The organism is Winogradskyella litoriviva (assembly GCF_013249065.1).
In the GTDB taxonomy this organism is placed as follows: domain Bacteria; phylum Bacteroidota; class Bacteroidia; order Flavobacteriales; family Flavobacteriaceae; genus Winogradskyella; species Winogradskyella litoriviva.
This window is the reverse complement of the sequence record NZ_JABRWQ010000006.1, coordinates 273,226-299,857: the sequence shown is the minus strand read 5'-3', so window position 1 is coordinate 299,857 and position 26,632 is coordinate 273,226. Positions and strand designations below refer to the sequence as shown.

Here is a 26,632-nt window from a genome sequence, read left to right as displayed (position 1 = left end):
TAGTTTAGCATTGTTTTTTGAGATTCCTGCCTACGCAGGAATTTGGTTACTTCTCAACAGTCACCCATTGGCCTTTATTTCGTACTAAATAATCATCATTATCGTACATGGCTTCAGCTTGAGCACCTGGTAAATAATAGGTACCTAAGTACGACGCATTTAACATCACTGTAAAGGTCTTAGTCCCATATTTTCCTTGTCTATTCATATCGAAATAGAAGTTCACACGGTCATCTCTAATATCTGTATATCTCGCATTACTTACTGTGGTATCTCCAAAATCGGTAAATCGTGTGTTTACAATATCCCAACCTGAAGGAAATATTTGTGTTAATGCAACATCGTTTACATAATCTCTGGTTAAGTTTGAAATACTTACCGTTGCTACAAAATCCTGACCTTGTTGTAATTTGGTAACATCGATTTTATTGCCTTGCAAATCTTTATATACGGTTGAAATTGATAAACCTCTTTGCTCTGCAATTTCATCACCTAATTTTAATTTGCCAGAATTTAAAACTCGTACATAAACCAAATTGTCTTTTGAGTTAGTAATTGCAATTTGATTCTCACCTTCTTTTATAGCAACATTGCGTTGCGCAATACCATTTTTAGTGTCAATAGTTTCAGTTTTACCGTTTATGGTATAAGTGAGTTTTAATTCTTTACCACCATTCTGCGTAATCATTTTTCCAAGAGCTAATAAATTATAAGCTGTTGTTTGCGTACTCATCCAACGATCGCTAGCTAAAGATTTTGCAATAGACTTTGCTATATCTGTTTTTTGAGAATGATTAATCAGTAGCATTGTTTCTAATGCCATTGCTCTATTTCTATATACAGAGCCATAGGTGTAGTGATTAGCTTCGTTGTCTTCAAAATCTATATTTGCCGATTTTAAAATGGCCTCACTTGCCTCTTTTTGTCCGGCCAAAGCATAAGCTGCTGCTAATCTCCATTTAGCATCGTTAGAAATTTCATCGAATTCTCTTAATCGGTTCATACTTGCTAAATCTGGTGCTCCAGCTAAAGCTAAAGTGTACAGTCTGTATGCTTGAGCAAAATCAGTATGATACGATTTGTAACTTGGTCTCCAATTACGTGCTGCTTGTCTTTGGTACGCAATCCAATTGCTCTTAAAGCTTAGCGGTAAAATGAATCCTTTTTTCTCGGCTTCAATCATAAAATGACCAGCATAACTTGTTCCCCAATCATTTGCTGAATTTTCACCCATCCAATAACCTAATCCTCCACTTGCATTCTGGAAACGTCCTAAGCGATTAATACCACTTTCTATATTACGCTGTACTTGCTTTTTCTTTTGAGGTGTTAAATCGAATATATCTGCTAAGAATAATTGTGGAAACACTCCAGATGTGGTTTGCTCAACACAACCGTGAGGATAACGAATTAAGTACGCTAAACGTTTTGTGAAATCCATAGGTGGTAAGGTTGAAAATTCCACCATAGCCGAGTTTGTGCCAGGCACTCCAAAGGTTGAAAATTCAACAGTTTGTTTAGCGTTAGCTTGTAACTCACTATCAATAACAAGAGAGGTGAATGGATTAGGATTTTCTACATCAATTTCTACTTTATAAGTCGATTTTTCTCCATTTCCTGTGGCTACAACTTCAATGGTATTAATGCCTTTTGCTTTGGAAACATCCAATTCAAAATACACCATTTTTTCATCTGGTTTACTGAATTTTAGTAACTGTGATTTATTGCCTTTTATGGTAATGCCATCGCTTACATTTACAGAAAGTGTCACATCTTTTACTTTGTTTTCCATGGCAAAAACAGTTACAGGCAATGTTACCTTTTCACCTGGACTTAATTTACGAGGTAACGTCGCCAAAACCATCAATGGCTTTTTAACTTTTACAGATTTCTCAGCGCTACCATAAGCTTCGGTATTACTGTTTCCTGCAACAACCATAGTTCGTACAGCACCAACATAATTTGGCATTTTTAATTGGTGTGTTTTTGTCTTTCCAGCATCTAATAAAAATGGACCTAAATACGTAACCACAGGCTTAAAGCGATTCGCTTTTTTGTTTTTTCCACCAGCTGCGCTTCCATCTCCACCAATCGCGAAGACTTGATCTATGCTACCAGAATACGCTCCGATAACATCATCAAAAATATCCCAAGTTTTTACGCCTAAAGCTTCACGAGCGTAGAAACTATCCCAAGCATTAGGTGTTTTAAATCGTGTTAAGTCTAACAAGCCTTCTTCCACAACCGCTATGGTATAGGTCATACTTTTATTGTTCTTTTCAGATACTTTTATTTCATAAGATTGTTCTGGTTGAATGACATCTGGCATATTTATTTGTGGATCTAATCGCGTTTCTGGATTTTCTACCATCATGGGAATAACGCCAAACAAGCGAATCGGTAAATCATTCGAGGTAATGGCATGTGGTTGCAATAATGAAATGTTGATAAACACATTTGGCGCCATTTCAGCAGTTACAGGAATATCAATAGTTGTTTCACCTGGCTTAGTTTTTACCCATTGGTGTTGTAACACTTCGGTGCCGTTTTCTATACTTACTAGAGCTCTACCTTCGCTTCCAGATGGAAACGTAAGTTTAGCAGTATCGCCAACATTGTAGTTGTCTTTATCTGTTGAGAAGACTAACATTTTTGCGGCTTCTTTATCTCCACCTGCCGAATTAGACCACCAGTTTTTGTAGAAGTATGCTGTGCGTCCTGTGGCATGACCACTCACAGGATCTACAACTCTTATTAAATAACGTCCACGTTCCGTTTCTGGAATATTGAGTTTAAAGCTCGCTTTTCCATTGGCATCTGTATCAATTTCGTATTGCTGTACAGGTCTGTGGTAATTGCTCGACACATAACTCGATAAGTTATCGTAAGAGGAATTCCACCACCAACGCCATTCAATTTTATAAACTTTTACTTCTAATTTATTACGTTGAATTGGTTTGCCTTCAGCAGTAACAGTTGCAATATCAAACGTTTGATTTTCGTCTGTAAAGAATGAACCATAGTTGTTGCCTTTTGGTGATTGTAAGCCAACGAAACTTTCATAAGGCGCATAAGGCATGGTGAAGGCATCGAGTGAAAAATCACCGCCATTTTCAAATGCTCTTACTAAAAATTGCGCTGTTAACATGCCTGGAGCATTCTTGCCAATATTTAATTTTGAATCGACTTTTGCATTTCCTTCAGCATCTAAATAGCCTTCAAATACATTGGTTTCTTCTGAGCTAAAGTTTTTGGTTGGGTCGCTAAACACATAGTTTTTATAACCTTTAAAACTGGTGTATGACGTTGTGAATTTTGCTTTTATTTCAGCTTTTAAATTTTTAGCAGGTGCGCCATGTAACCAAGCTACATTTAAGTCTCCTTGTAGCGGTTTGTTGTTGGTTAAAACTTCGTCTTCAAAATCTATTTTAATTTTTAATCGGTTAGGTTTTACCGTTTCAATTTTAAGGCTTTTTGTAAAATTAGCTCCACCAACAGAAACTTTAGCGTTGTAGTTTCCGGTTTTGTAATCGGTAGAGGTTGGTACTGTGAAATCATAGAAATTATTAATGTTATCTATGGACACTTTTCTATACACTAACTTGCCAACAGGATCTGTGATTTCTAATTTTACAGGATGACGCTTTGGTAGTTTGTTTGCTTTGTCGTTTAACACAAAAGTTAAAAACAAACTATCTCCTGGTCGCCAAACGCCACGCTCACCATAGATATAACCTTTTAGTCCACGTTGCAATCTGTTTCCAGACACATCAAATTTACTTAGTGATAAAGAATTTCCATCGTGTAATTTTACATAGCTCACACTTTTTCCTTTAGAAACTATGGCGAAAGCTGCTCGTTTTTTAGCATCAATTTCTACAATACCATCGTTATTGGTGTTGCCTTTTGCGATTTCTTGTTGCTGATAATTATAAAGCGTAACGTTTGCATTTGTTTCTGGGTCTGTTGAAAGTATATTGGTGACTGCAAAGAAGTATTTAAAATCATTGCCTTGCTTAGCTATAACTCCTAAATTAGAACCAATTAAGTTTAGTGATATAGCACGATTTCCGTAATTAAAGTACGACTCTGTACAAGGATTATCTCTGTCTCTATATCTGTAATTAGTGTTTCTGTATCTATAGCTTAAATTATCCCAATAACGTTCCTCTCTCAGTTCTTCTTCCTCTTCTGAAAGGTCTTCAGAAGCGTAAAAATCTTCTTCGTAATACTCATCGTAGTAGTCGTCTTCTTCAACCTCTGTGGTTTCTGATTTGGAAGAACAATCGTATAAGGAATAGTCTTGTTTAAAGCTGACTTCAACGCGATAAATTGCACCAGGATCTGCCTGTAAATATTTTGATAAATCGATGCTGTATGCTTTCCATTCGCCAGTATTTAAATTTTCATTTCCTATTAAAGTAATCGTTTCTTTAGCAATACGACGACCGACTTGTTTTATAGCGTGTTCGTAATTGCTATTCATATTATTTTCTTGAAGAAACTGAAGAACATTATCTTCAAATATCTTGATGATTCGCACATCGACTTTGCTGAGGTTTACAGCTTCGAAATTGAATTTTAAATCTTTAGAATTTGGTAATATAGAGCCATTGCTAATTAGTCTTACTTGTGGTTTTAATTCTTCAAAAGTTAAGGTTTGTGAGAAGGCTTTTTTAAGTTTAAAACCGTCTGTATTTGTAATGCCTGTAAATACATCGACTTTTATATCTCCAACTAATTTAGTGTCTGGATAAACTTTTAAAACATTGCCATCAACAATATATTTTGGGTTTTTTACATTTTGTATAGTGACCAAACCAGCAAAGTTTTGTTGTTTTTTTAATGGGTCGGAAAAGTTGAGTGATAAATATTGTTCTGGATTTTGAATAACTTGTGTTTCTATAATGCTAAAGTTGTTTTTTCCTGGGATGTTAATGAAGTTGTCTCCTTTGTTTTCGGCTTTAATGGCTTTTCCATCCCAAGCGATATCAATTTTACTGTCTTCAATCTCGCGCTTAATGCTGTCTATTCTAAATTCAAAATATTTTGACGGTTCTGGCATTTCTAACCAAACTAAGTTGAGGTCTTTTTTGTTCTGTTTTGCTGATACCAATTTTTTGGCATCTTCTAAAGTAATTACATCCGACGAGCGTAATTGACCTAAAACGTACTGCCACTCTTTGCTGTACGATTGCAAGTTGTTAGTCACAATGCTGAAGCTCGGCGTAATAGTTTTAAACTGAAAAGTGTAATCTTCAAACTCTTTTGGTATGGATTTATAGAGTTCTCCTAGTTTTACGGTAACGGCATATTCTGTTGCTGATTCTAACGCCTCATCTGGAGTAAATAATAAAGTGTGTTTATCTAGTGCTTTTAATGTGCCTTGAATGTGAGGTTGTGTTTTTATAATAGCATCATCAATGTTTTGTTCTGCTTCCCATCCTTCAACCTCATTGGCCAAGCTAATTTTTATAGGTTCTGATGCAGAAACAATTCCAGAAGTGGTATAACTGATATAATCTCTATACTTAAAAATATTATCGGTTTCTACAGGCTTTTTTTTACAAGAAAAAATCAAAGTTAGAATTAGAATTAGAAGTAGGATGAGGTGCTTTTTGATGCTCATGGTGTCGATGGTATTAAGAGTAAAACTTTGATTAAAAAGAAGGGTAGGTACATTCTTGTTAAATAGTTACGCCAATTTTTAAGGGTTTAGACTTTTGGTGGTTGTTAAATTGTTCTTAAAGTTAAGAATTGTTACCAGATAAGTTAATGAAATTGGGATTGTTTTTGTATCATTTTGTCATTCCTGCGAAGGCAGGAATGACAATAAGGTTTAGGTTTTAATAAATGCTAAAAATACTATGGACTCTCGGTAACTTTATTAATCTCAGTTATAGCATCTTTACTAAGCTGAATTAAAGCATCGTATTGAGGAATAATAGTTTTGTCTCTAATAGATGCTTTTGTTATAGCATTTCTATAAAGCACTGAATTATGCACTTCTTTTACAAAAGCATCAACATCTGTAATAGTGATATTAGCGTCTTGCTGCTCTTTAGCACTCATAAAAATGGTGTATCCCATTTTCATATCAAACGTGTGTTCTAACTGCGTTTCTAAATTATCTACTCCTGTATTAGTTTCATTTTCTGTTATATATAGATATTCTATGGCAGATTTGCGCACTAGTAATAACTTATGCAGGTTACTGCCATTTATTAATGCCAGATAAGGCGATTGCTCTAATGTATTGAAACCACTTTGGTTTGCTTTAAAATTAAATACATCAAAAACATATATGGCATTCATAGAAGTTTCCAAATCGTAGGTATTGTTGAAAAAAGTGAGTTGCTCCTTTTTATAAAGTGGTATTAATTTTTCTCGTTTTGATTTTAAAGAATCAAGCATTAAAATATCATCTTCAATATTATTTTTTATAATTGAAAGGGTTTTCATTAAAGCTTCTTTCTCTTTTTGCTGAGCATTCCAATTATTAATTTGAAGCGCAATAAGAATACCAATAACTACGAGGATAATTTCTCCAATGGCATAAAGTAAATATTTACTAAACTTATTTTCTGAGAGTAATTTTTGTCTAATTTTTCTAAAGAATTTAATCATTCTGTTTATCTTTTTTTTCTTGTTGAGCTTTTTTATAGAGTTGGAACAAGTGTATGCCTAATCTTGCGAAAAGTATTATGGTTATCACCATTACAATGTTCATTCCGTTCATTTTTGGGCTAATTAGTGTTTTAAAAAATAATTACGGTTTTAGATGCGTAAAGAAAGATACTATTCTATTTTTATTAGTTCAGCTTCTCCATCATCCAATTTTGATATGATTTTTACAACTTGGTTTTTATCATTCTTTACTAGTGTTGATATTGCTTCTTCATCATACAACTCAGAATTACTTTTGTAATAGAGAAAAATAGTATTATTACTGTTTACTAATGTTAGCTCTAAGCTGTGTTTACCTGCTATTATTGTACAAGGTTCATCAAGCGGGCTGACTTCACCTGTAAGCGTTGTGAATTTTACCATTTTGTAATTGCCTATAATGGCCTCTAAATCTTGTGGTGTTGGTTCTATTAAATGATGAGGTATAAAATCTGGTAGTGTTTTTGAGTAACCTGTTAGTTCTGCAATAGTTTTATAAACGTTACTTGCGTTTTGATTAAAATTAGAGATATGCCTACCTAAATTATCAGATGCGTTTCTATAAATGTCTAGGTCATTTTTATATAACGAATCATTTAAAAAAAAGTGTATTGCATCATCGCTGATATTTTTGTTAAGACTGTAATACCAAGGCTTTGAATCTGCAAGCTTATCTATTAAACGATCGGTAACTTTATCTATCCTGATGTCGAATTTATCAATTTCGTACTTATTGTAGATGTAAATTTCATTTAGAGGTGAAATTAATTCTTGATACTTCTCTGGTATATTATCTATATTATCGGTTAACTTTTTATAACCATTGTCATGAATTTTAAGGTGAAAAGCGTTCATAGCAACATATATGAATTCATAATTATTAGCACTTAAATAATTTTCTCGTGTTAATTTGTTGTCTAAAGCCAATTGTATTATCGAGTCTCTTTTGTTATAGTAAGTAAACAACGCTTTAGATTTAACAATATCTTCTTCTAAATCTTTTTGTATCTCTTTTAAAACTATTGTTATCTTATTTTCGTTTTTACGTTTTTCATTCCAGTTATTAATTTGCAATGCAATTAAAATACCAATGACTACGAGTACAATTTCGCCAATGGCATACTTAAAATATTTGCTTGTTTGTTTCTCGGAAAGTAAATTTTGTCTAATCCGTCTAAAAAATTTTATCATTGAATAGCGATTTTTAATAATAAAGTATGTTGTGTTTACGTTATTTTTTCAATTCCTTATTAATAAGAATTTCAATTTCTTCAATATCAGATAGAATTTTCTTAAATCTTTTAAGACTTCCTTTTTCCGAATCTACTTTGTTATTTTGACTGGACTCAAATGCTACAAGAAGTTCTATTTGACGATTTTTTTCAAATACCCATTCTAATAGTTTAGGTTGGTTTTTAATATTTTTAAATATAAAATCTACACTGCCATATATTTGACTTGCATTAAATTCTGCTTTTGATGCTCTATCATTATTGTATTTAGAAACATTTTCTGTTTCTTCTTTATATTTTTCTAAACTGATTAGTTTTTCTCTAATAATAGGTGGTATTAGTTTAATATCTCCAGTGTTTTCTAAAGTTGAAATTGTGTTAGATTTGAATTGAACATTTTTAAAGAACCAATTTAAATTACTAATATTATTAATTATTTGAATTGTAGGAAGGTTTGGTTGATTAAAGGTTTCTTTATAGGTTTTATATTTTACCATATTAGAATCAATTGATAATGAAGCCTCTTTTATATAGTTTTTGTCTTTTTCAAAATCCCTTAATAATTGTTTATAATAAACTTGTCTTAAATTTTCAGTTTTCCGTTCATCATTGAGGTTGTTAAGTTGAAGGGCAATTAAAATTCCAATCACAACTAACACAATTTCTCCGACTGCATATTTAAAATACTTTCCAGTTTTACCTTCTGAAAGTAAGTTTTGGCGAATTTTTCTAAAGAATTTTATCATTGAATAGCGGTTTGTTTAAATGAAGCACAACGTGTTGTGTATGGCTAGATACGTTGGTTAGGTCTAATTTAATAAAAGAAAACGAACCAGAGGAAAATCCGTAGGATTTTCCCAATACACACGAACCGGACAATGAATTATACACGTTATTTTGCTTTCGTTATTTTTTTAATTCCTTATTAATAAGAATTTCAATTTCTTCCATATCAGATAGAATTTTCTTAAATCTTATAAGGCTTCCTTGTTCCGATTTAGCCTTCATATGTTGGCACCTTTCGAAGTTAATAAGAAGCTCTATTAAGTTTTTTTCTTCAAATACCCGTTCCCGCAGTTTGGGTTGATTTTGTATGTTTTTATAGGCAAATTCTGGACTCCCATATCTATTAGCTGCCGTTGCACCCGCTTTACCAGCTTCACCATTATTGTATTCAGAAGCCTCTTCTGTTTCTTCTTTATATTTATCTAAACGGATTACTTGTTCCCTAATGGTTGGTGGTATTAATTTGATGTCACCAGTATTCTGTAACGTATTTACCGTATTAGTTTTGAATTGAACATTATAAAGTTGCCAATCTAAATTTCCAGTTGCAGAAACTATTTCAATTATTGGTAAGTTTGGCTGATTATAGTTGTCTTTAAAAGCTCTAAATTTTACCATATTAGAATCTATTTTTGAAGAATGCTCTTTTATATATGCTTTGTCGTTCTCAAAATCTTGTAGTAATTGTTTATAATATACTTGCCTTAAATTTTCAGTTTTCCGTTCATCATTGAGATTGTTTAGTTGTAGGGCAATTAAAATCCCTACAACAACAAGCACAATCTCACCAATGGCATATTTAAGGTATTTGCCTATTTTGTTTTCAGAGAGTAGCTTTTTTCTAATGTGTCTAAAAAACTTAATCATTGCTTAAATTTTAATTTTTATGCTGTTATTTCTTCTTTTCTAAGTAATCTTTTATGAGTTTAATTGTTGCTTTACCTTTTTCGTCAAGGGTAACTCTAACCTTGTTACTACGCAAAATGTAATCTTTTATTAATGTTAAATCCTTATAATTTTCATTCTTTTGAACTTCATTTAAGTTATCATAAAAGTTAATTATGTCTTCATAAGTGACATCATTAGTGTTAGAATTCCATCTAGGTATCCTAGAAGCCTCAATTATAAAGGCATAGTCCATATATTCATAAACCTTATGATACGCATTTACTTGTGCAGTAATGAAACTATTTTCTTGTTTTATAACTTCTTCTACTTGCTTATAATAGTTTTGTATACTATCTCTTATATCCTCTGAAGCGATTAGCGCTAGCTTACCAGAAAATTTCATTTCATTGAATACCACGTCATTCCCTTCAAACCAATTGGTACTTTTAACGCTGTTTAAAGCCGCTAAAAAAGCTTGTTGATTAGATTTAATTGAATTAGTCTTTTGTATATGTATTATCTGTGTAAATGCATCTAGTTTTAGAGTGTCTGTATTAAAATGCATCTCAAGCTCTGCTTGGTCTTTGTTTAAATCAGATAGAATTCTTTGCAGATAGTTTTGTTCATATTGCTTATTCTTTCTGTTTTCGTTCCAATTATTGATTTGAAGTGCAATTAAAATTCCTATTACGACTAGGATAATTTCGCCAATGGCGTATTTAAAGTACTTCCCAGTCTTACCTTCTGAGAGTAAATTTTGTCTAATTTTTCTAAAGAATTTTATCATAATTTCAAGTTTAGCTCTGAACTTAATAAATTGGTTAGGCGCTCTCTCATGGATTTAAATTCTTTTAAACCTTCCTTTTGGGTTACAAGTAACTCTAACTTAAGGGTTATGATATTCCATGCTTCTAAATTATTAAATAGCCATTCAAAATCTGTTTCAGGTCCTCCAGATACGAGGGTATTTTTATACCTATCTAGAGCAATTTGTGAGTAATTAAGATGTTTATTTATAAAAGGCTCTATGGTCAATGAATATTGATCGCCTATTCCTTTATCAAGAGTCTTAAACCAGTTTAATTGAAAACTAAAGGCTTGCAACTCGTCTTTAATTTTGCTATTATTTACTTTAGTTAAATAGCCTTCATTCATAAACTCTTGGACAATTGGATAATTAAAGTTATTGCCCCAAGCTGTACCTAATGCACCTAAGGTTTTTTGCAGTGTTGGTAAAGAATCTTTGTTGTTAGAATTTAATATTTCAAGCGTTTTTGTATTTAGTATTACTAAACTATCAATGCCAAAAATTAAATTGTCTAATTCGTTACGACTACTCTCTAACTCTTCGTGCATGCGTTCGTAGTAATTGCTTAATGTGAGTTTTTGAAGACGTTTTTGATTCCAATTATTAATTTGAAGAGCAATGAGAATACCAATCACCACAAGGAAAATTTCGCCAATGGCGTATTTAAAGTACTTACTAGTTTTGCCTTTTTCTAACAGGTTGTATCTTATTTTTCTAAAAAATTTAATCATTAGTAAAGTATATTATCCAAGGTCATGTCTAAACGTTCTTCCATCATACTAAAACTGCAATCCGAAAAGAATATCTTATACATTTCTCTTCTAAAAGCTGCAAGTTCCATCTGGCTGTAATCGTGGTTATTAATTACCTTTTCAATTTTGTCTAATCGCTTTTTTTCAGAATGCTTATGGAATTTCTTATGCATTTTAAGAAAGGTTTTTTTTGATGTTTTGCTTTGAATCATGTCTAACTCTTCTTCGGTTTCTGTTTTATCTGCATTAGCACAGAGTAGCATAATATAAATTTGTAATTCCGCTTTGGTCCAGTTTGGTTTTTTGTTTTTCATGGTTTTGTTGATTTAATCAGTTTATTTGAAAAATTTAATTAGCTGATGGAGTTATCGATTTCAGTAATTTCACCAAGGGTTTAACAACTTTAAGTGAGTTGTTATTATTAGTTTTAAGGGGAATGAGGATATCTATAGCTATAAGGATAGCTTCGTTTATAGCATAGGTTGTGTATTGCGAAAATTTTTTTTCGAAGAATAATCGTAGTGGAGAACGACAAAATAATCTAGTCATTTACTTTCTTTAAGTTGAAAGCAAATTAGGTCAATGGTTGTAGTTGAGGTTGGTCAATACCAAATTAACTTTAAAATTAATCTGGTAACTATTTGTATTTAAAGTTATTAAAATGTTACATATAAAACTATAAACATTTAAATATAATTTCAAAAATTTTTAAATTAAGCTTTTTACAATGATTTAATATTTTTAAATATTTAGAATTTTTACGATTGTTAAATAAGAGTTTTATGGAACTAATGCTACAGTTAAAATTGAGTTTTTATTAGTAACTTCGCGTAGAAATTTAATAATTCTTAAAATTTAAACATATATGGAGGCAATTGCTACCGATTTCGGAATAAAAGAGGCTTTAAAACAGTTAGGTGTTAAAGAAGTTAACGAAGGTACATCCACAGGATCTAATAATTTTTCTAATGGAGAGATTATTGAAAGTTTTTCTCCTGTTGATGGCCAATTAATTGGGAAGGTTGTATCAACTACTAGAGCAGATTACGACAAGGTTATGGATGCGGCAACAAAGGCATTCAAATCATGGAGAGATGTGCCAGCACCACAACGTGGAGAAATTGTACGCCAGTTTGGTAATAAATTAAGAAATTTAAAAGAACCTTTAGGGAAACTCGTTTCTTACGAAATGGGTAAATCTCTGCAAGAAGGTTACGGAGAAGTACAAGAAATGATTGACATCTGTGATTTTGCTGTTGGGTTATCTAGGCAATTAAATGGGCAAACCATTCCCTCGGAAAGACCAGGTCACGTAATGAGAGAACAATGGCATCCAATAGGTGTTGTTGGTATTATTTCGGCTTTTAACTTTCCGGTTGCAGTTTGGGCTTGGAATACAGCTCTAGCTTGGATTTGTGGTGATGTCTGCGTGTGGAAAGCTTCAGAAAAAGCACCTTTATGTTCTATTGCTTGTCAAAACATTATTGCAGGCATTTTAAAAGAAAATAACTTGCCAGAAGGGATTTCTTGTATCATTAATGGTGATTATAAAGTTGGTGAAATGATGACTACAGATACTAGAATTCCGCTTGTATCTGCTACAGGTTCAACTAGAATGGGTCGTATTGTTGGGACAACAGTTGCGCAACGTTTTGGTAAATCTTTATTAGAATTAGGCGGAAACAATGCTATTATTATCACGCCAACTGCAGATTTAAAAGTTGTAGTTCCTGGTGCTGTATTTGGTGCTGTTGGAACATGTGGACAACGTTGTACTTCTACAAGAAGACTAATTATTCACGAATCAGTTTACGATAAAGTACGTGATGCTATTGTTGGTGCTTATGGTCAATTAACAATAGGAAATCCTTTAGATGAAAAAAATCATATAGGTCCATTAATTGACAAAGATGCTGTAAATACTTATTTATCAGCTATTGAAAAAGCAAAAGCAGAAGGCGGAAATGTTTTGGTTGAAGGTGGAGTGTTAGAAGGCGAAGGTTATGAATCTGGTTGCTATGTAAAACCAGCAATTATTGAAGCAGAAAATCATTTTGAAATAGTACAACACGAAACTTTTGCGCCTATTTTATATCTCATGAAATATTCTGGTGATGTTGAAAATGCTATTGAAAAACAAAATGGAGTAGCACAAGGCTTATCTTCAGCCATTATGACCAATGAAATGAAAGAGGCTGAGAAGTTCTTATCTTATGCAGGTTCAGATTGTGGAATTGCTAATGTAAACATAGGAACATCTGGTGCTGAGATTGGTGGTGCATTTGGAGGCGAAAAAGAAACTGGTGGTGGACGTGAGTCTGGCTCTGATGCTTGGAAAGTATATATGAGAAGACAAACAAATACAGTTAACTATTCTGATGAATTACCATTAGCACAAGGCATTAAGTTTGATTTGTAATAAGCCTTTTGTGATAAGTAAAATAGTTGTTACGTTTTTTTGTGCATTAACCATTGTTTTTAGTAGTTATTCTCAAAATGAAATCAATTATAATGTAGTTGATTCCTTAGGACGAGATTTTACTAAAAATCTTAAAAATGGAGACATTGAGTTTTTAGAAAATTCAAAACCACCAAAAGGAACGTATACGTATAAAAGACTAGTTGAATATAAAGAAGCACTTAAAAAACATCCAGATATTATTATAGGAAGTTTTATAGAGCCTTCCGTTAATTCAAACTTATATGCTTTTAACTTATTTGCTTACCGAAGAACTGATGAAAAAAGCTTTGAGTATTATTTTGCTGCAGTTGTAAGCATAGATATATCAGGTGAGATTTATAAAATTAAAAACACATATTTATTTACAGAGCAAGATGCTCTTAAAAGTTGGTGGAAACACATTTTTGGCTTTTATTATACTGAAAAAAATAAAGAAATTCCAAAACAATTTGTATTTCCTGTTTGTCCACCTCCTCCTTTTACTGAAGATTAATTATAAGCCGTTTCAAAAGAAGCGGCTTTTTTATTTTAATTTTAGACGCAACCTTTTCTTACTTTTATCATCTTAATTAGTGTAGTAATAAATCAAAATCATGAAAATTCAAAAAATATTTTGGCTTTGCTTCTTTATTTTAATATTCGGTTGTGATCCATTAGTACTAGAAAGTGATATTAGAGTTTTGGTAAATGGTAAGGTATTAGATAATGACGGAACTCCTATAGCAAATGCTGAAATCTTAGTTTACGCCAATAAAGGAGGAGGATTGCCCACACCTTCAGAATTAGATAAAAAAATGTTAGGTCATAATTTTAGTGATACTCAAGGTAATTTTTCTGTGACTTCAGTTCTTGCTAGAGATGATGAATTTACAGTAGAGGTGAAAGCAACAGAAGAATATTCACTCTATGTTTATCAAACTAATACGCTAGAGTATGTGCCTTCAGATTTGGTTTTTTCGGTTCCTACAATAACATTAAGTAAGCTTTCTAATATTACTTTCAATATCACAAAGACAAGCAGTGAAGAAAATACATTATACTATAATTTTAAATATATAGCAAACTATTGTGTTGAGGTATATGATGAAGAAACCCTAAATGTAAATCAAAGTTTATGTGAAGTAGATCAGCAATTTATAGGGCATTTAGATGCTAATGATACAGGTGAAACGGGCGATTTTAAAGTGCCACTTGGTTCTGTTGTTCAATTTACGTCAAGAATAAATGACGAGCCCAACCACATAGAAATATTTACTGTAAATCAAGAAGATTATGTGTTTGAGTTTAGTTATTAAAAAATGCTTCATTATTTTATTTTTGATTTGTGGTTTTACTTCTAATGCTCAAGAGAATAAGGAAGAAAATATTAAAAAAGGAACTACGGAGCAAAACGATGAAAAAGTTGTAAATCTTCGCCAAAAGCTTTTTGTATTTTCGTTAGGGTTTCATAACCCAATACCAACAGGAGATAACTTTATAGGTAAAGCATATGAAGGAAAATATGGTTTTGATATAAGGCTCAAAGCTTATATTTATAAGCAATTTTTTGTAGAGTATAATTTAACTTCTAGCCGATTTAATGTTGAAGACCAGACCTTAGTAGGTAATTATACAGAAGCCAGAATATTAAGTGATAATTTTATAGTTGGTTATGAATTTTTACCGATAGATAATTTTAGATTAGGCGTAAGTGCATCGTTTATGGGTGAGTCTAAAACAACTAATAGTGGGTTTTTAAATGTTGTAGAGAATCAACAATATGATTCAGGAAATTTAAGGACTTATGGCTTTTACGTTAGTTATGATGTTACACCAAATACAGCTTTGTATATTGATTACTATTACAGAGTAACTAAAACTAATATTGATGTTCCAGAAGCGTTAGAGGGTTTTTTTAGAAAAGGGACTTATCATACAATTGGTGTTGGTATTAGTTTGTCAATAGGTAAAACAGATGTCATTTCTAGATTTTGAAACAAGTTACTAGAATAAAATTAAAGATTTAGAGTGGAAGTTGAAATCTTATTAAAGGATATTAGTTTATACTAGAAAAATGAGATTTAGTGTCTCGATTTATAGATTAAAATATTCATTAAAGTGACCTATTTAGGAATTGTGTTTCATATAAATGGCTAAAAATGTTAAAATTTTTAATATATTGACAGTCAATTAACTAAAAACACACTAACTAATGAGTAAAAAAACATCTTACCTTCTAGGTATTTTGCTTACAATCATTATTGGAACTTTGTTGTATTGTTATCTTTGTGACGACTGCTATTGTTGTCCAGAAGATGAGGTTACTACTGAAGAAACTAATACTATTGTAGCAGAACCTAAAGTTAATCAAGTAACAAGAAATGGCTTTAGTCTTACTGATGACACAGGTGATTTCAATATTAAAATTAATGATAACTTTAATTTTAAGACTTCTAATTTTTCAATATTAGATACTATTTCTCCAAAAGTAACAGAAGGCGTTACTAAATTGAAAGACTACCTTTTAGCCAATCCTTTAAAAACGGTAGATATCACAGGCTATTATAAGAGTGATGAAACTAATAATTCTGCTTTTCCAAGTCTTGGATTAGCAAGAGCAAATAGCGTAAAAAACTATTTAGTATCTCAAGGAATACCTGCTAAGCAAATAAATACTAAAGGGCAATTAAATGATGATATTAACCCAGACGATTCTGGTACATTATTTGGGCCATTAGAATTTGGAATGTTAACATCTGAAGAAGGTGCCGTAGACGAAACCTTGGTTGCTGTTTGTGATGATATTAGAAAAAACCCAATTGTGTTATACTTTAATACAGGGCAAGCACAAATTAATTTAACGAAAGATCAACGTACTAAAATTGCAAACATCTCGCGTTGTGTAGATAAGCTTGGGGTAAAAATACAAGTTGTAGGCCACACTGATAATTCAGGTAGTGTTACTACAAACATGCGTCTTGGTCAAGAACGTGCCGATTTTGCTAAAGATTATTTGGTAAGAAACGGAATTCTAGAAACTAATATAGAAGCTTCTTCAAAAGGACCAAATGACCCTATTGCAGATAATAATACTAAAGAAGGTCAGGCTAAAAATAGACGAACCGTTATAACAATTAACTAACTAAAAAAATACTATAAATTATGAATTGGTGTATATTAATCCCATTACTTGTAGGTGCAATTTGTGCATTACTTGGCTATTTACTTGGAAAACTTCTAGGAGGAGGAAATAATGATGATTGCGAAGAAAGAGTAGCTAAACTTGAAGCAGATTTAGCCGCTTGCAGAAAAGCGAGATTACAATTAGAATCAGACTTAAGTGCATCTAAAAATGCTGCTTCTCTATTAGAGGCAGATTTAAAATCTGCAAAACTAGAAAGTGCTAATATAGCGTCATCTTTTGCAGCTCCTGCTGCTGCTTTAATTCCGTTTAATGCAGATGCAGCTAAGGCCGTTTTTGGAAAGAAAATTAAGCAAGATGATTTAACTGTTGTTGAAGGAATAGGGCCAAAAATTAAAGAATTGTTCCATAACCACGACGTAAAAACTTGGAAAGCATTATCGGAATGTACTGTTGAAAAATGTCAATCTGTTTTAGATAGTGGAGGAGAACGTTATAGAGTGCACAAACCAGGAACTTGGCCAAAACAAGCAAAGCTTGCTTACGAAGGCAAATGGGAAGAACTATCAAAATGGCAAGATGAATTAGATGGTGGTAAGTAATCATATCTAAAATATTTAATAAAAAAAACCGTTTTAATTTAAAGCGGTTTTTTTTGTGTTTTAAACTATTCTCTAATTTTTAAGTCAAAATAACATGACACAGCAAGAATTACAACATTTGTATTGGCGAGCTAGTTTTGGACTTAATCCGGCCGAAAACAAATCATTGCCCAAAAACAAGAAGCAATTAGTTGATGCACTTTTTATAAATTCTTACCCTATTTCGCCTATTAAAATTGACTTGTCTTTTATGGATGGTGTCTCACTAAAGACGTTAAAAAACAATCCCAAATTTGCTCAAGAATTAAGAGTAAAAAGCAGAAAAAAACTAGCAGATTTAAACTATGCATGGATACTTCAATTAATAGAGTCTAAACAACTATTAAGAGAAAAAATGACGCTGTTTTGGGCTAATCATTTTGTTTGTAAGGATAATCACGTTGTCTTTGCGCAAAAATATGTTAATACATTAAGAGTCCATGCTTTGGGTGATTTTAGAACTTTTGTAAAAACCATATCAAAGGAAGCAGCAATGCTTAAATATTTAAATGGTAAACAAAATAGAAAAAATCAACCCAATGAGAACTTTGCTCGTGAGTTAATGGAGTTGTTTACCCTAGGAGAAGGGCAATATTCTGAACAGGACATAAAGGAAAGCGCTAGAGCTTTTACAGGTTATAATCATGATTTTGACGGTAATTTTAGGTTTAGAATAAAACAACACGATCATGGTATAAAAACATTTTTTGGTAAATCAGGCAATTTTACAGGAGATGATATTATAGACATTATTCTCGAAAACAAACAGTGCGCTAGCTATATTTCAGATAAGATTTACCGTTATTTTGTAAATCCTAAACCCAATAAAAAACACATTGATGCTATGGCTGAGGTGTTTTATAAAGATTATAATATCGAAAATTTAATGCGCTTTGTATTTATGTCAGATTGGTTTTATGATGAAATAAATATAGGTGCAAAAATAAAATCACCAATTGAGTATTTAATAGGAATGGTTAAAACCGTACCTGTTGAATTTGAAAGAGAGAAAGATATATTAAAGATTCAGAGAATTTTAGGGCAAACCTTATTGGATCCTCCAAACGTAGCAGGTTGGAAAGGTGATAAAGGTTGGATTGATGCCAATACTATTATGGTGCGTTTAAAATTGCCTTCCGTAATGTTAAATAACGCTATGATTTCATTAAAAAATGGAGAGACAGATTTAAAGGACGATCTAAAAAAAGCCTATTTAAAAAAGAACAAATCTAATTTACCATTTAGAATAAAGGCAAATTGGAATAGGTTTTCTGAAAATTATAAATTAATAGATATTGATAATCTTCAAGATTATATGCTTCAAGGAAGAACCAATATAGGTACAGCTGACTATTTAAAAACGCTGAATAAATCTTCTAAACAAGAGTATTGTATTCAGCTGATGTCTTTACCAGAATATCAAATGTGTTAACAGAACAATCATGGATAGACGAAAATTTATTAAAAATTCGGCATTAGCGAGCAGTTTGTTTTTTGTTCCTAATTTTATAAAAGCTTTTGAAGCAGTAGCTACAGAACAACTGGGTTATAAGCGATTAGTGATTGTTCAATTAGCTGGTGGAAATGATGGGTTAAATACTATAATACCTTATAACAACGATTTTTATTTTAAAGCAAGACCACAATTAGCCATTACAAAGAATGTTATAAAACTAAGTGATGATTTAGGTTTTCACCCTAGTTTAAGTCCATTAAGACCATTGTTTGATAAAGGTGAATTATCTATTATTAATAATGTAGGTTATCCTAATCCTGTGCGCTCACATTTTAGATCAATGGATATTTGGCAAACCGCAAGTGGAGCAGATGAATATTTACAAAGTGGTTGGTTAGGTCGGTTTTTAGATCAACATGGTAAAAAACCTTACAATGCACTAGAAATGGATGAACAACTTAGTTTAGCTATGAAAGGAGAACACTTTAATGGTATTGCTACTTATGATTATAAAATGCTGTATAAAACAACAAAAGATCCTTATTTTAAAAATATAATAAATCATTATAATGATACACATTTAAGTGAGCATAACTTAGGATATTTATATCAAACAATGATAGAAGCGAAGTCTTCTGCTAAATATATTTATGAAAACACTAAGGTAGCAACATCTCAAGAGAGTTATCCTAACAACGGATTTGCTAAACAGCTTAAAAATGTAGCTCAGTTTATTAATTCGGGTTTAGACACAAAGGTGTTTTATACGTCTTTGAGTGGTTTTGATACACATGCTGGTCAAAATAACAAACAAACAAAATTATTATCGCAATATGCGGAAAGTGTTTTTGCTTTTGTAAAAGATTTAAAACAAAATGATACTTTTAAGGATACATTAATTTTAACGTTTTCTGAGTTTGGAAGGCGTGTAAAACAAAATGCAGCAAATGGTACAGATCATGGGTCTGCTAATAATGTATTTGTAATTGGTAAGGATTTAAAACAAGCAGGATTTTATAATAATCTCGCCAGTTTAAGTGATCTAGATAACAATGGCGATTTAAAATATAGTGTAGATTTTAGATCAGTCTATGCAACAATACTGTCTAATTGGATGAACGTTTCTGCAAAAGGCATTATACCGACTGAACAAAAAACAATGAATTTTATATAGTTATACAAAAAAACCTTGTTTCAATTAGAGCGTTAAGCTTTATAGAAACAAGGTTTAATAATTGATTAATAGCAATACAAATATGGGTAATAATTTAATGCGTACTTAAATTTTTTGATGAATGGTTAAAAAAAATGTATAATCAGTAGTGTTTTTATATGGTCTTCGATAAGACGCAAAAAACGAGGTTAAAATTTCGTAAAATACCGATGAACTAACTATATTTTACTTTTCTTAAAACTCTAATAGTTTCTTTGTAGGAACTATAGAGTTCTGTATTGTAGTCCTTTATGTACGGCTTAGAACGTTCTAATTTTGTAAGTGCTTCATTGAATCCGTTGAGGTAACAAATGAGATAACTGGCAGCTAAATTTTTTAAATCTTCAATTTCATTTAGTGTTAATTCATGTTTTTTTTCAAGCTTTTCTAAGAGGACATTATTGGCATTGTAAATATGATGCAATACTTTTTTATTAAATTGAGGTGGTTCAAAAATGAGTTTTGCATCTATAGAATAATTGGCATTATCATCAAAATAAATCGTTTTTTCCTCGAGCTTATAATATTTATAAGATTTGTTTAATCCAAGTCTAACGTATTCTATAATCTTAAAAGAATTTTCAGAATAAGAAATAGAAACTTCATCTAAAGTAGAATAAAATAAACGCACTTGTTCGTTTATCATTTCTATATCAACTCTAGAGAAGAAAGTTTCGTTTTTAACTATTTTCTTTGCGCCAGACCAACATAATACAAAGTATTCTTTAAAAACCTTGTATTGTGGATTGTAATCTTTGCGTTTGTCCATAAAATCAAAAACACCTTCTAACGTTAATTCTATATTGTTTTGCGCGTGGTTTTCTATTGCTTTAACAATTTTAGAGTTTACATCTTTAATTTCAATATCATAAACCTTTGGCATGCTCATACTTCCATCTCTAAAAAAGACTGAGCCTCCATAATATTTCCAAATGTTTTTTCTTAATGATGTGATTTTGTCGTTGGGTCTAATGGTTACTAAACCTATTACTTTGTCATCTGGTAAATGTGGAAACGGAATGTTTTCGTATTGTACAATTGGTGGATTGGTAAGATAAGCGTTAATTAGGTTTTGAATTTTGCTATCATCAAAAAAATCGACACCAATAATTTTGTTGTCTTCGTCTTTTACACCAATAACTATATAAGAATTGTTTTTAGGGTTACTATTAGAAAGTGCGCAGATGTGTTTTAAAAACTTTCCTTTTCCTTCTTTGTAACTAATATCAATTTTTCGCTTTTTATCATAAAAACTATTCTCATCATTGTGAGCAAGTAAGTTCTTTATGAGAAGGCGTTTATTAATCATAATAGTATAAGGGAAAGCATTAGTCTTATTTAAAGCATTTTAATTTCCTTTGTTAAATTGTTCCTAGCTTGTTTTTCAAATTTAGTTATAAAGCATTTCGTAAAAAACAACGAATCTCTACTAAGAAAGTGTTTTAATACTTTTTTTCGTCCAGGTTTGTATAAAATGTTAGGATAGATTTTGTATTCTTTTCTAATATTTTGAATGTATACTTTGTAAGTATCCCAATCTGATCCTAAAATAGATAAATCTAAATCCAAAAGATAAGCATTATCATTGTTTTCAGTTAATATAAGCTCGTGCTTTTTGGTAGAAATGATTAGGTTTTGAACCTTTTTTGTCTTTAAATCATCAAATTTTAATGCTTTTAAGGCTTTTTTAGAAAAATCAGCACTTTGTTCTTCGTTATCTTTGTTAGTTGCTTTGTAAATAATATCATGATACCAAATGGCGAATTTAAAACTGTCCATATCTTCAATTTCAGTTTTAAAACTTTCTAATTGAACAAACATGTTTTTAAGATGCAAAAGGTTGTGGTAATATCTGTTTTTAGACGTGTAATGTGATTTAATAGTTTCCCAATAGGATTCAATTGTAGAATCATCTGCATAATTAATAGCTAAATCAATCCAATTAGACTTTAGCCATTTCATTATAATTCCTTTTTCACAATAGTAGAACTAGCCTGAGCTGTACAAAACATTAATACATCTGCAATGTTTACATGAGCTGGTCTTGATACAGCAAAATAGATAACTTCGGCAACATCTTCTGGTTGTAATGCCTTATAGCCTTTATAAACATTATCTGCGGCAGCATCACCTTTAAATCTAACTTTAGAAAACTCTGTTTCTACCAAACCAGGATTAATGGCGCCAACTTTAATTCCAAATGGGTTTAAATCAATTCGCATTCCTTCAGTAATAGCTAAAACCGCATGTTTACTTCCACAATAAACGTTTCCATTTGGGTAAACTTCTTTTCCGGCAGAAGAGCCAATGTTTATGATTTGTCCAGATTTACGTTCGGTCATTCCTGGTATTACGGCTTTGCTTACATAGAGTAAACCTTTAACATTAATATCCATCATAGCATCCCAGTCGTCTAAACTTCCGGATTGTATTGGGTCTAGGCCATGAGCATTACCTGCGTTATTAATTAGAATATCTATGTTTTGAAACTCTTTTGGTAGTGAGGCAATGGCTTCAAAAGTTTTCTTCCGATCTCTTACATCAAAGTTTAATGTATGTACATCAGTTTCTCTAGACAACGCTTTTTGCACACTATTTAATCGTTCTTGTCTACGACCACATAATATTAAATTAATACCATGTTTGGCAAATATATGAGTCGTTGCTCTGCCAATTCCGCTTGTTGCTCCAGTTATTAATGCTGTTTTTTTCATACCTGTTTCCTGCGAAGGCAGGCATCTTTTTTTATTTTTTACGCTTAGTTTTTTTATACAAGCTTTCTGTCATTTTATAAATTGATTAAGAAACTTCACAACCTTGAGCTGCAACCAATATTAAAAACCAATCTTCTAATTCTAGTTTAATTTTTGCAGCATCAACAGCTTGTTTTAATCGCTCTTTTGTAGTTGTACCAACAACAGGATTAAAACCAGCTGGATGTTTCATAATCCATGCTAACAGTAATTGGTCTTCAGTTGCATTATATTTATCTACTAACGCTCCAAGTTGTTTATGGATGCGTCTGGTTTGTTCAGTGTCTTCTTTAAAAACAGTGCCTAAAGGAGACCAAGCCATAGGTTTTATACCATTGGTCATCATATAGTCTAAGGTTCCGTTATGTAATGCGGTATGTTGGGTTAAAGAAAACTCAATTTGATTAACATCAATATCCATACGTAAACCAATCATATCCATTTGAGATGGTGTAAAATTAGAAACACCAAAGTCTCTAATTTTTCCTTCTTTTTTTAAAATAGTGATGGCCTCTGCTATTTCTTCAGCAACCATTAACGGACTCGGTCTATGGAGTAAAAATAAATCTAAATACTCTGTATCGAGATGTCTTAAAGATTCTTCAGCAGACCAAATAATATGATCTTTACTATAATTATAGTGTTTAATGGTGTTGCTCCTATTGTCACTTACTAGCTGAATTCCACATTTGGATATCAGTTGTATATCTTCACGTTTTAAACCAGATGCTTTAAATGCCTTTCCAAAATCTGCTTCGGTGGAATATGCACCATAGATATCAGCATGGTCAAAAGTGGTTATGTTGTTAGAAACACAGAAATTTATTAAATCTGCCATTTCTTTAGTAGAAAGTTGTTTTCCCCAACTTCCCCATGTCATGGTTCCTGCAATTAATCGAGAATATGTCACTTAGTTTTCAGTTTATATGGTTTTTTTTGCAATTCACGCATAAAAATAATCAAAACAGAAGGAAAGAAGTAATATTGGTAAGTAATTAATTCAAAATCCCAAATCATGAAACACTTACAAGCCTTAAAATTGTGTATTGTAGCATTTATTTTTCTTGGTAATTTTACCAGTTGTTCAAAAGAAGACTTAGGTAGAAATGGGGAATATGCAGGTGTCACTGTAAGCCTAAAGAGTCTTTCAACTCAAAACAGCGACTTGTTTTTAGAGATTGAAGATGTGCAAGTTAAAATTAAAGATCTCGAGGGTTCAACAGATGCTTGGTTAAGCTTAAATGCAATTAACACTGGGACACACAATATTAGTGATTTAATAGTAGATAGTGAATTGCTTTTAGTAGATCATTTTGAAATACAACCAGCATATATTTACGAAGTAAGATTGGTTCTTGGTGATAATAATTTTATAAATGAGAACGACGTTTTAGTAAGTTTAGATGTTTCTGAAAATGGAAATTTAACACCATCTAATTTAGTAAACAGAGAATTTGAAGGTAATTATTTGTATGATATTATCATTGAATTAGACATTGATCAATCCATAAACTTTAACGATGATCAGAATACTATGGTTCTTAATCCAAAATTATATACCGAAATAAGAAAATTTTAAAATTTAAATCACCTTTACATTTTGCTCTCAACCTAAAAAAGATTTTCTTTTTAAGGCACCCAAAATGTATATAGGCGTATATTAATTAACCCTTATCCATAATAAAAACTTAAAAAGAGTAGTACTTCGGTGTTACTCTTTTTTTTTAACCAATTGTTAACAGCATCTAAGAAAAAATTTTAACACTTTGCATCCTCTAAAATATTACTAAAATTAGATTTGTTCTTAAACCCTTAAATAATGGAAGAAACGAGTACAGTTGACATTAAGTCAATTAATGAAAAGATAGAAAAAGAAAGTGCATTTGTAGATTTATTAACCTTAGAAATGAATAAGGTAATTGTTGGGCAAAAACACATGGTAGAGCGTTTGCTTATCGGTTTATTAGGTCAAGGTCATATTTTATTAGAAGGTGTGCCTGGTTTAGCAAAAACTTTAGCAATTAACACATTATCTAAAGCGATAGACGCAAGTTTTAGTAGAATACAATTTACGCCAGACTTATTACCTGCAGATGTAGTTGGTACGTTAATTTTTAATATGAAGGAAAATGACTTCACAATTAAAAAAGGACCAATCTTCGCTAATTTTGTTTTAGCAGATGAGATTAACAGAGCACCAGCTAAAGTGCAATCTGCGTTACTTGAAGCCATGCAAGAAAAACAAGTAACCATTGGAGACGAAACATTTATTTTAGACAAACCATTTTTGGTAATGGCAACAATGAATCCGGTTGAGCAAGAAGGAACCTATCCTTTACCAGAAGCACAAGTGGATCGTTTTATGTTAAAAACGGTAATTGATTATCCAAAAATTGAGGAAGAACAAATGATTGTTAGAGCTAATTTAAGAGGCACTTATGAGAAAGTAAATCCTGTTGTTTCTATAGCTCAAATTCTAAGCGCACAAAAAGCGGTTAGAGAAGTATATATGGATGAAAAAATTGAGAAATATATTCTCGATATTGTTTTTGCAACACGTTATCCAGAAAAATATAGACTAGCAGATTTAAAACCACTAATATCTTTTGGAGCGTCGCCTCGTGGTAGTATTAACTTAGCAACATCTGCTAAATGTTATGCCTTTATAAAGCGCAGAGGTTATGTAATACCAGAAGATGTAAGAGCGGTTGTACACGATGTTTTACGTCATAGAATCGGAATTACTTACGAGGCCGAAGCAGAAAATGTTACTTCAGAGGACATTATTAATAAGATAGTCAACGAGATTGAGGTGCCTTAGAAACTGAAGCCCCTTTAATTCCCCAAATGGGAAAACTCTGAATGAAACAAAAACTCTAATCAATCATCAAAAACTAAAATTGAAAATTTATCAGGTCCTTCCTATTGGGAAGGATTTAGGATGGGCTTATGGACACTAAAGAATTACTCAAAAAAGTACGAAAAATAGAGATTAAGACACGTCGTTTGTCTGATCATATATTTGGAGGCGAATACCACTCGACTTTTAAAGGTCGTGGTATGACTTTTTCTGAAGTGCGTCAATATCAATTTGGTGATGATGTAAGAAATATAGATTGGAATGTAACTGCAAGAACCAATCTGCCACATATAAAAGTTTTTGAAGAAGAACGAGAACTTACCATGATGCTTATGGCAGATGTTTCTGGTAGTAAACTCTTCGGAACAAAAAATCAATTTAAAGATGAAATTGTTACAGAAATTGCTGCAACTTTAGCCTTCTCTGCAACTCAAAATAACGACAAAATAGGTCTAATTTTATTTTCAGATGAAATAGAATTATTTATTCCACCAAAAAAAGGACGTTCTCATGTATTAAGAATTATCAGAGAATTATTAGAATTTCAACCAAAAAGTAAAAAAACCAATGTTAGTGAAGCTTTAAAGTTTTTGTCTAACGTTATGAAGAAGAAAGCCATTGTATTTATTCTCTCAGATTTTGTAGCAGATGAGTACAAACATAATTTAAAAATTGCTGCAGGAAGACACGATATTACAGGCATAAGAATTTACGATAAACATGAAGCTGAAATTCCAAACATAGGTATGGTACAAATGGAAGATGAGGAAACTGGTGAGTTTATGTTAGTAAATACGGCTTCTAAAAAAGCAAGATTAGAATACAGTAAATTTTACAACGAAAAGGTTCACTACTTTAAAGATAGTTTTGCAAAATCGGGATCAGGTGCTATTGATTGCCGTGTAGATGAAAGCTATGTAAAAAAATTATTAGGTTATTTTAAACAAAGAGGATAAAGGGATTTTAGATTTATGAATAACGATTTTAGATATAAA

Annotated in this window: 22 protein-coding genes and 1 pseudogene; 11 read left to right on the top strand and 12 right to left on the bottom strand. The window is 31.7% G+C overall.

Annotation, left to right across the window (positions count from 1 at the left end):
* Nucleotides 1–46: 46 nt before the first annotated feature.
* The 8 genes and pseudogenes from HNV10_RS14675 to HNV10_RS14640 all read right to left on the bottom strand — a co-directional run bounded on the left by HNV10_RS14675 (nucleotide 47) and on the right by HNV10_RS14640 (nucleotide 11,446).
* Nucleotides 47–5,629, bottom strand: a complete 5,583-nt coding sequence (locus HNV10_RS14675) for an alpha-2-macroglobulin family protein (protein WP_173302144.1) — start codon at nucleotides 5,627–5,629, stop codon at nucleotides 47–49.
* 236 nt (nucleotides 5,630–5,865) lie between these two features.
* A complete protein-coding gene (locus HNV10_RS14670) occupies nucleotides 5,866–6,627 on the bottom strand; it encodes a DUF6090 family protein (protein ID WP_173302143.1) in 762 nt (253 codons plus the stop codon).
* Nucleotides 6,628–7,626: 999 nt separating this feature from the next.
* A pseudogene (locus HNV10_RS17385) lies at nucleotides 7,627–7,857 on the bottom strand (DUF6090 family protein); the annotation flags it as partial.
* Between the two features lie 40 nt (nucleotides 7,858–7,897).
* The gene (locus HNV10_RS14660; protein ID WP_173301910.1) at nucleotides 7,898–8,644 is read right to left on the bottom strand and encodes a hypothetical protein; all 747 of its coding nucleotides are present in this window, start codon (nucleotides 8,642–8,644) and stop codon (nucleotides 7,898–7,900) included.
* 160 nt (nucleotides 8,645–8,804) lie between these two features.
* Nucleotides 8,805–9,551, bottom strand: coding sequence for a DUF6090 family protein (locus tag HNV10_RS14655; RefSeq protein WP_173301909.1), 747 nt, complete (start codon nucleotides 9,549–9,551; stop codon nucleotides 8,805–8,807).
* 25 nt (nucleotides 9,552–9,576) lie between these two features.
* The gene (locus HNV10_RS17185) at nucleotides 9,577–10,359 is read right to left on the bottom strand and encodes a DUF6090 family protein (RefSeq protein ID WP_206675999.1); all 783 of its coding nucleotides are present in this window, start codon (nucleotides 10,357–10,359) and stop codon (nucleotides 9,577–9,579) included.
* Complete coding sequence (locus tag HNV10_RS14645; RefSeq protein ID WP_173301908.1) at nucleotides 10,356–11,111, bottom strand: hypothetical protein; 756 nt, start codon at nucleotides 11,109–11,111, stop codon at nucleotides 10,356–10,358. Before HNV10_RS14645 ends, HNV10_RS17185 begins: the two co-directional genes overlap by 4 nt.
* Entirely contained in the window at nucleotides 11,111–11,446 is a 336-nt protein-coding gene (locus HNV10_RS14640) for a hypothetical protein (protein WP_173302141.1), read from the bottom strand. Before HNV10_RS14640 ends, HNV10_RS14645 begins: the two co-directional genes overlap by 1 nt.
* 551 nt (nucleotides 11,447–11,997) lie before the next feature.
* On the opposite strand from HNV10_RS14640, the gene amaB reads away from it, so the two are divergent.
* The 8 genes from amaB to HNV10_RS14600 all read left to right on the top strand — a co-directional run bounded on the left by amaB (nucleotide 11,998) and on the right by HNV10_RS14600 (nucleotide 19,985).
* On the top strand, nucleotides 11,998–13,551 hold the full coding sequence (amaB, locus tag HNV10_RS14635; RefSeq protein ID WP_173302140.1) for an L-piperidine-6-carboxylate dehydrogenase: 1,554 nt from the start codon (nucleotides 11,998–12,000) through the stop codon (nucleotides 13,549–13,551).
* Between the two features lie 10 nt (nucleotides 13,552–13,561).
* The gene (locus HNV10_RS14630) at nucleotides 13,562–14,086 is read left to right on the top strand and encodes a hypothetical protein (protein WP_173302139.1); all 525 of its coding nucleotides are present in this window, start codon (nucleotides 13,562–13,564) and stop codon (nucleotides 14,084–14,086) included.
* A 100-nt stretch (nucleotides 14,087–14,186) separates the two neighbouring features.
* The gene (locus HNV10_RS14625) at nucleotides 14,187–14,888 is read left to right on the top strand and encodes a peptidase associated/transthyretin-like domain-containing protein (RefSeq protein ID WP_173302138.1); all 702 of its coding nucleotides are present in this window, start codon (nucleotides 14,187–14,189) and stop codon (nucleotides 14,886–14,888) included.
* Complete coding sequence (locus tag HNV10_RS14620) at nucleotides 14,872–15,567, top strand: transporter (protein WP_173302137.1); 696 nt, start codon at nucleotides 14,872–14,874, stop codon at nucleotides 15,565–15,567. Before HNV10_RS14625 ends, HNV10_RS14620 begins: the two co-directional genes overlap by 17 nt.
* Nucleotides 15,568–15,784: 217 nt before the next feature.
* The gene (locus tag HNV10_RS14615) at nucleotides 15,785–16,714 is read left to right on the top strand and encodes an OmpA family protein (protein ID WP_173302136.1); all 930 of its coding nucleotides are present in this window, start codon (nucleotides 15,785–15,787) and stop codon (nucleotides 16,712–16,714) included.
* A gap of 20 nt (nucleotides 16,715–16,734) precedes the next feature.
* Nucleotides 16,735–17,316: a hypothetical protein gene (locus HNV10_RS14610; RefSeq protein WP_173302135.1), complete on the top strand. Its 582-nt coding sequence runs from the start codon at nucleotides 16,735–16,737 to the stop codon at nucleotides 17,314–17,316.
* A gap of 94 nt (nucleotides 17,317–17,410) precedes the next feature.
* Entirely contained in the window at nucleotides 17,411–18,787 is a 1,377-nt protein-coding gene (locus HNV10_RS14605; protein ID WP_173302134.1) for a DUF1800 domain-containing protein, read from the top strand.
* Between the two features lie 10 nt (nucleotides 18,788–18,797).
* Nucleotides 18,798–19,985 carry a DUF1501 domain-containing protein gene (locus tag HNV10_RS14600; protein ID WP_173302133.1) on the top strand — a complete coding sequence of 396 codons (1,188 nt, stop codon included), beginning with the start codon at nucleotides 18,798–18,800 and terminating at the stop codon, nucleotides 19,983–19,985.
* Nucleotides 19,986–20,199: 214 nt separating this feature from the next.
* On the opposite strand, the gene HNV10_RS14595 is transcribed toward HNV10_RS14600, so the two are convergent.
* The 4 genes from HNV10_RS14595 to HNV10_RS14580 all read right to left on the bottom strand — a co-directional run bounded on the left by HNV10_RS14595 (nucleotide 20,200) and on the right by HNV10_RS14580 (nucleotide 23,687).
* Nucleotides 20,200–21,333, bottom strand: coding sequence for an ATP-binding protein (locus HNV10_RS14595; RefSeq protein WP_173302132.1), 1,134 nt, complete (start codon nucleotides 21,331–21,333; stop codon nucleotides 20,200–20,202).
* Between the two features lie 29 nt (nucleotides 21,334–21,362).
* The gene (locus HNV10_RS14590; protein WP_241695517.1) at nucleotides 21,363–21,986 is read right to left on the bottom strand and encodes an HD domain-containing protein; all 624 of its coding nucleotides are present in this window, start codon (nucleotides 21,984–21,986) and stop codon (nucleotides 21,363–21,365) included.
* Nucleotides 21,986–22,738: an SDR family NAD(P)-dependent oxidoreductase gene (locus HNV10_RS14585; RefSeq protein WP_173302131.1), complete on the bottom strand. Its 753-nt coding sequence runs from the start codon at nucleotides 22,736–22,738 to the stop codon at nucleotides 21,986–21,988. The genes HNV10_RS14590 and HNV10_RS14585 overlap by 1 nt, the downstream gene beginning before the upstream one ends.
* A gap of 85 nt (nucleotides 22,739–22,823) precedes the next feature.
* Entirely contained in the window at nucleotides 22,824–23,687 is an 864-nt protein-coding gene (locus HNV10_RS14580; protein ID WP_317166904.1) for an aldo/keto reductase, read from the bottom strand.
* Nucleotides 23,688–23,792: 105 nt separating this feature from the next.
* Between HNV10_RS14580 and HNV10_RS14575 the strand changes: the two genes are divergently transcribed.
* From HNV10_RS14575 to HNV10_RS14565, 3 genes are all read left to right on the top strand, one after another.
* Nucleotides 23,793–24,356 carry a DUF4382 domain-containing protein gene (locus HNV10_RS14575; RefSeq protein WP_173302130.1) on the top strand — a complete coding sequence of 188 codons (564 nt, stop codon included), beginning with the start codon at nucleotides 23,793–23,795 and terminating at the stop codon, nucleotides 24,354–24,356.
* 240 nt (nucleotides 24,357–24,596) lie between these two features.
* The gene (locus tag HNV10_RS14570) at nucleotides 24,597–25,598 is read left to right on the top strand and encodes an AAA family ATPase (protein WP_173302129.1); all 1,002 of its coding nucleotides are present in this window, start codon (nucleotides 24,597–24,599) and stop codon (nucleotides 25,596–25,598) included.
* A gap of 128 nt (nucleotides 25,599–25,726) precedes the next feature.
* Nucleotides 25,727–26,593, top strand: a complete 867-nt coding sequence (locus HNV10_RS14565; protein WP_173302128.1) for a DUF58 domain-containing protein — start codon at nucleotides 25,727–25,729, stop codon at nucleotides 26,591–26,593.
* The last annotated feature ends 39 nt before the right edge of the window (nucleotides 26,594–26,632 follow it).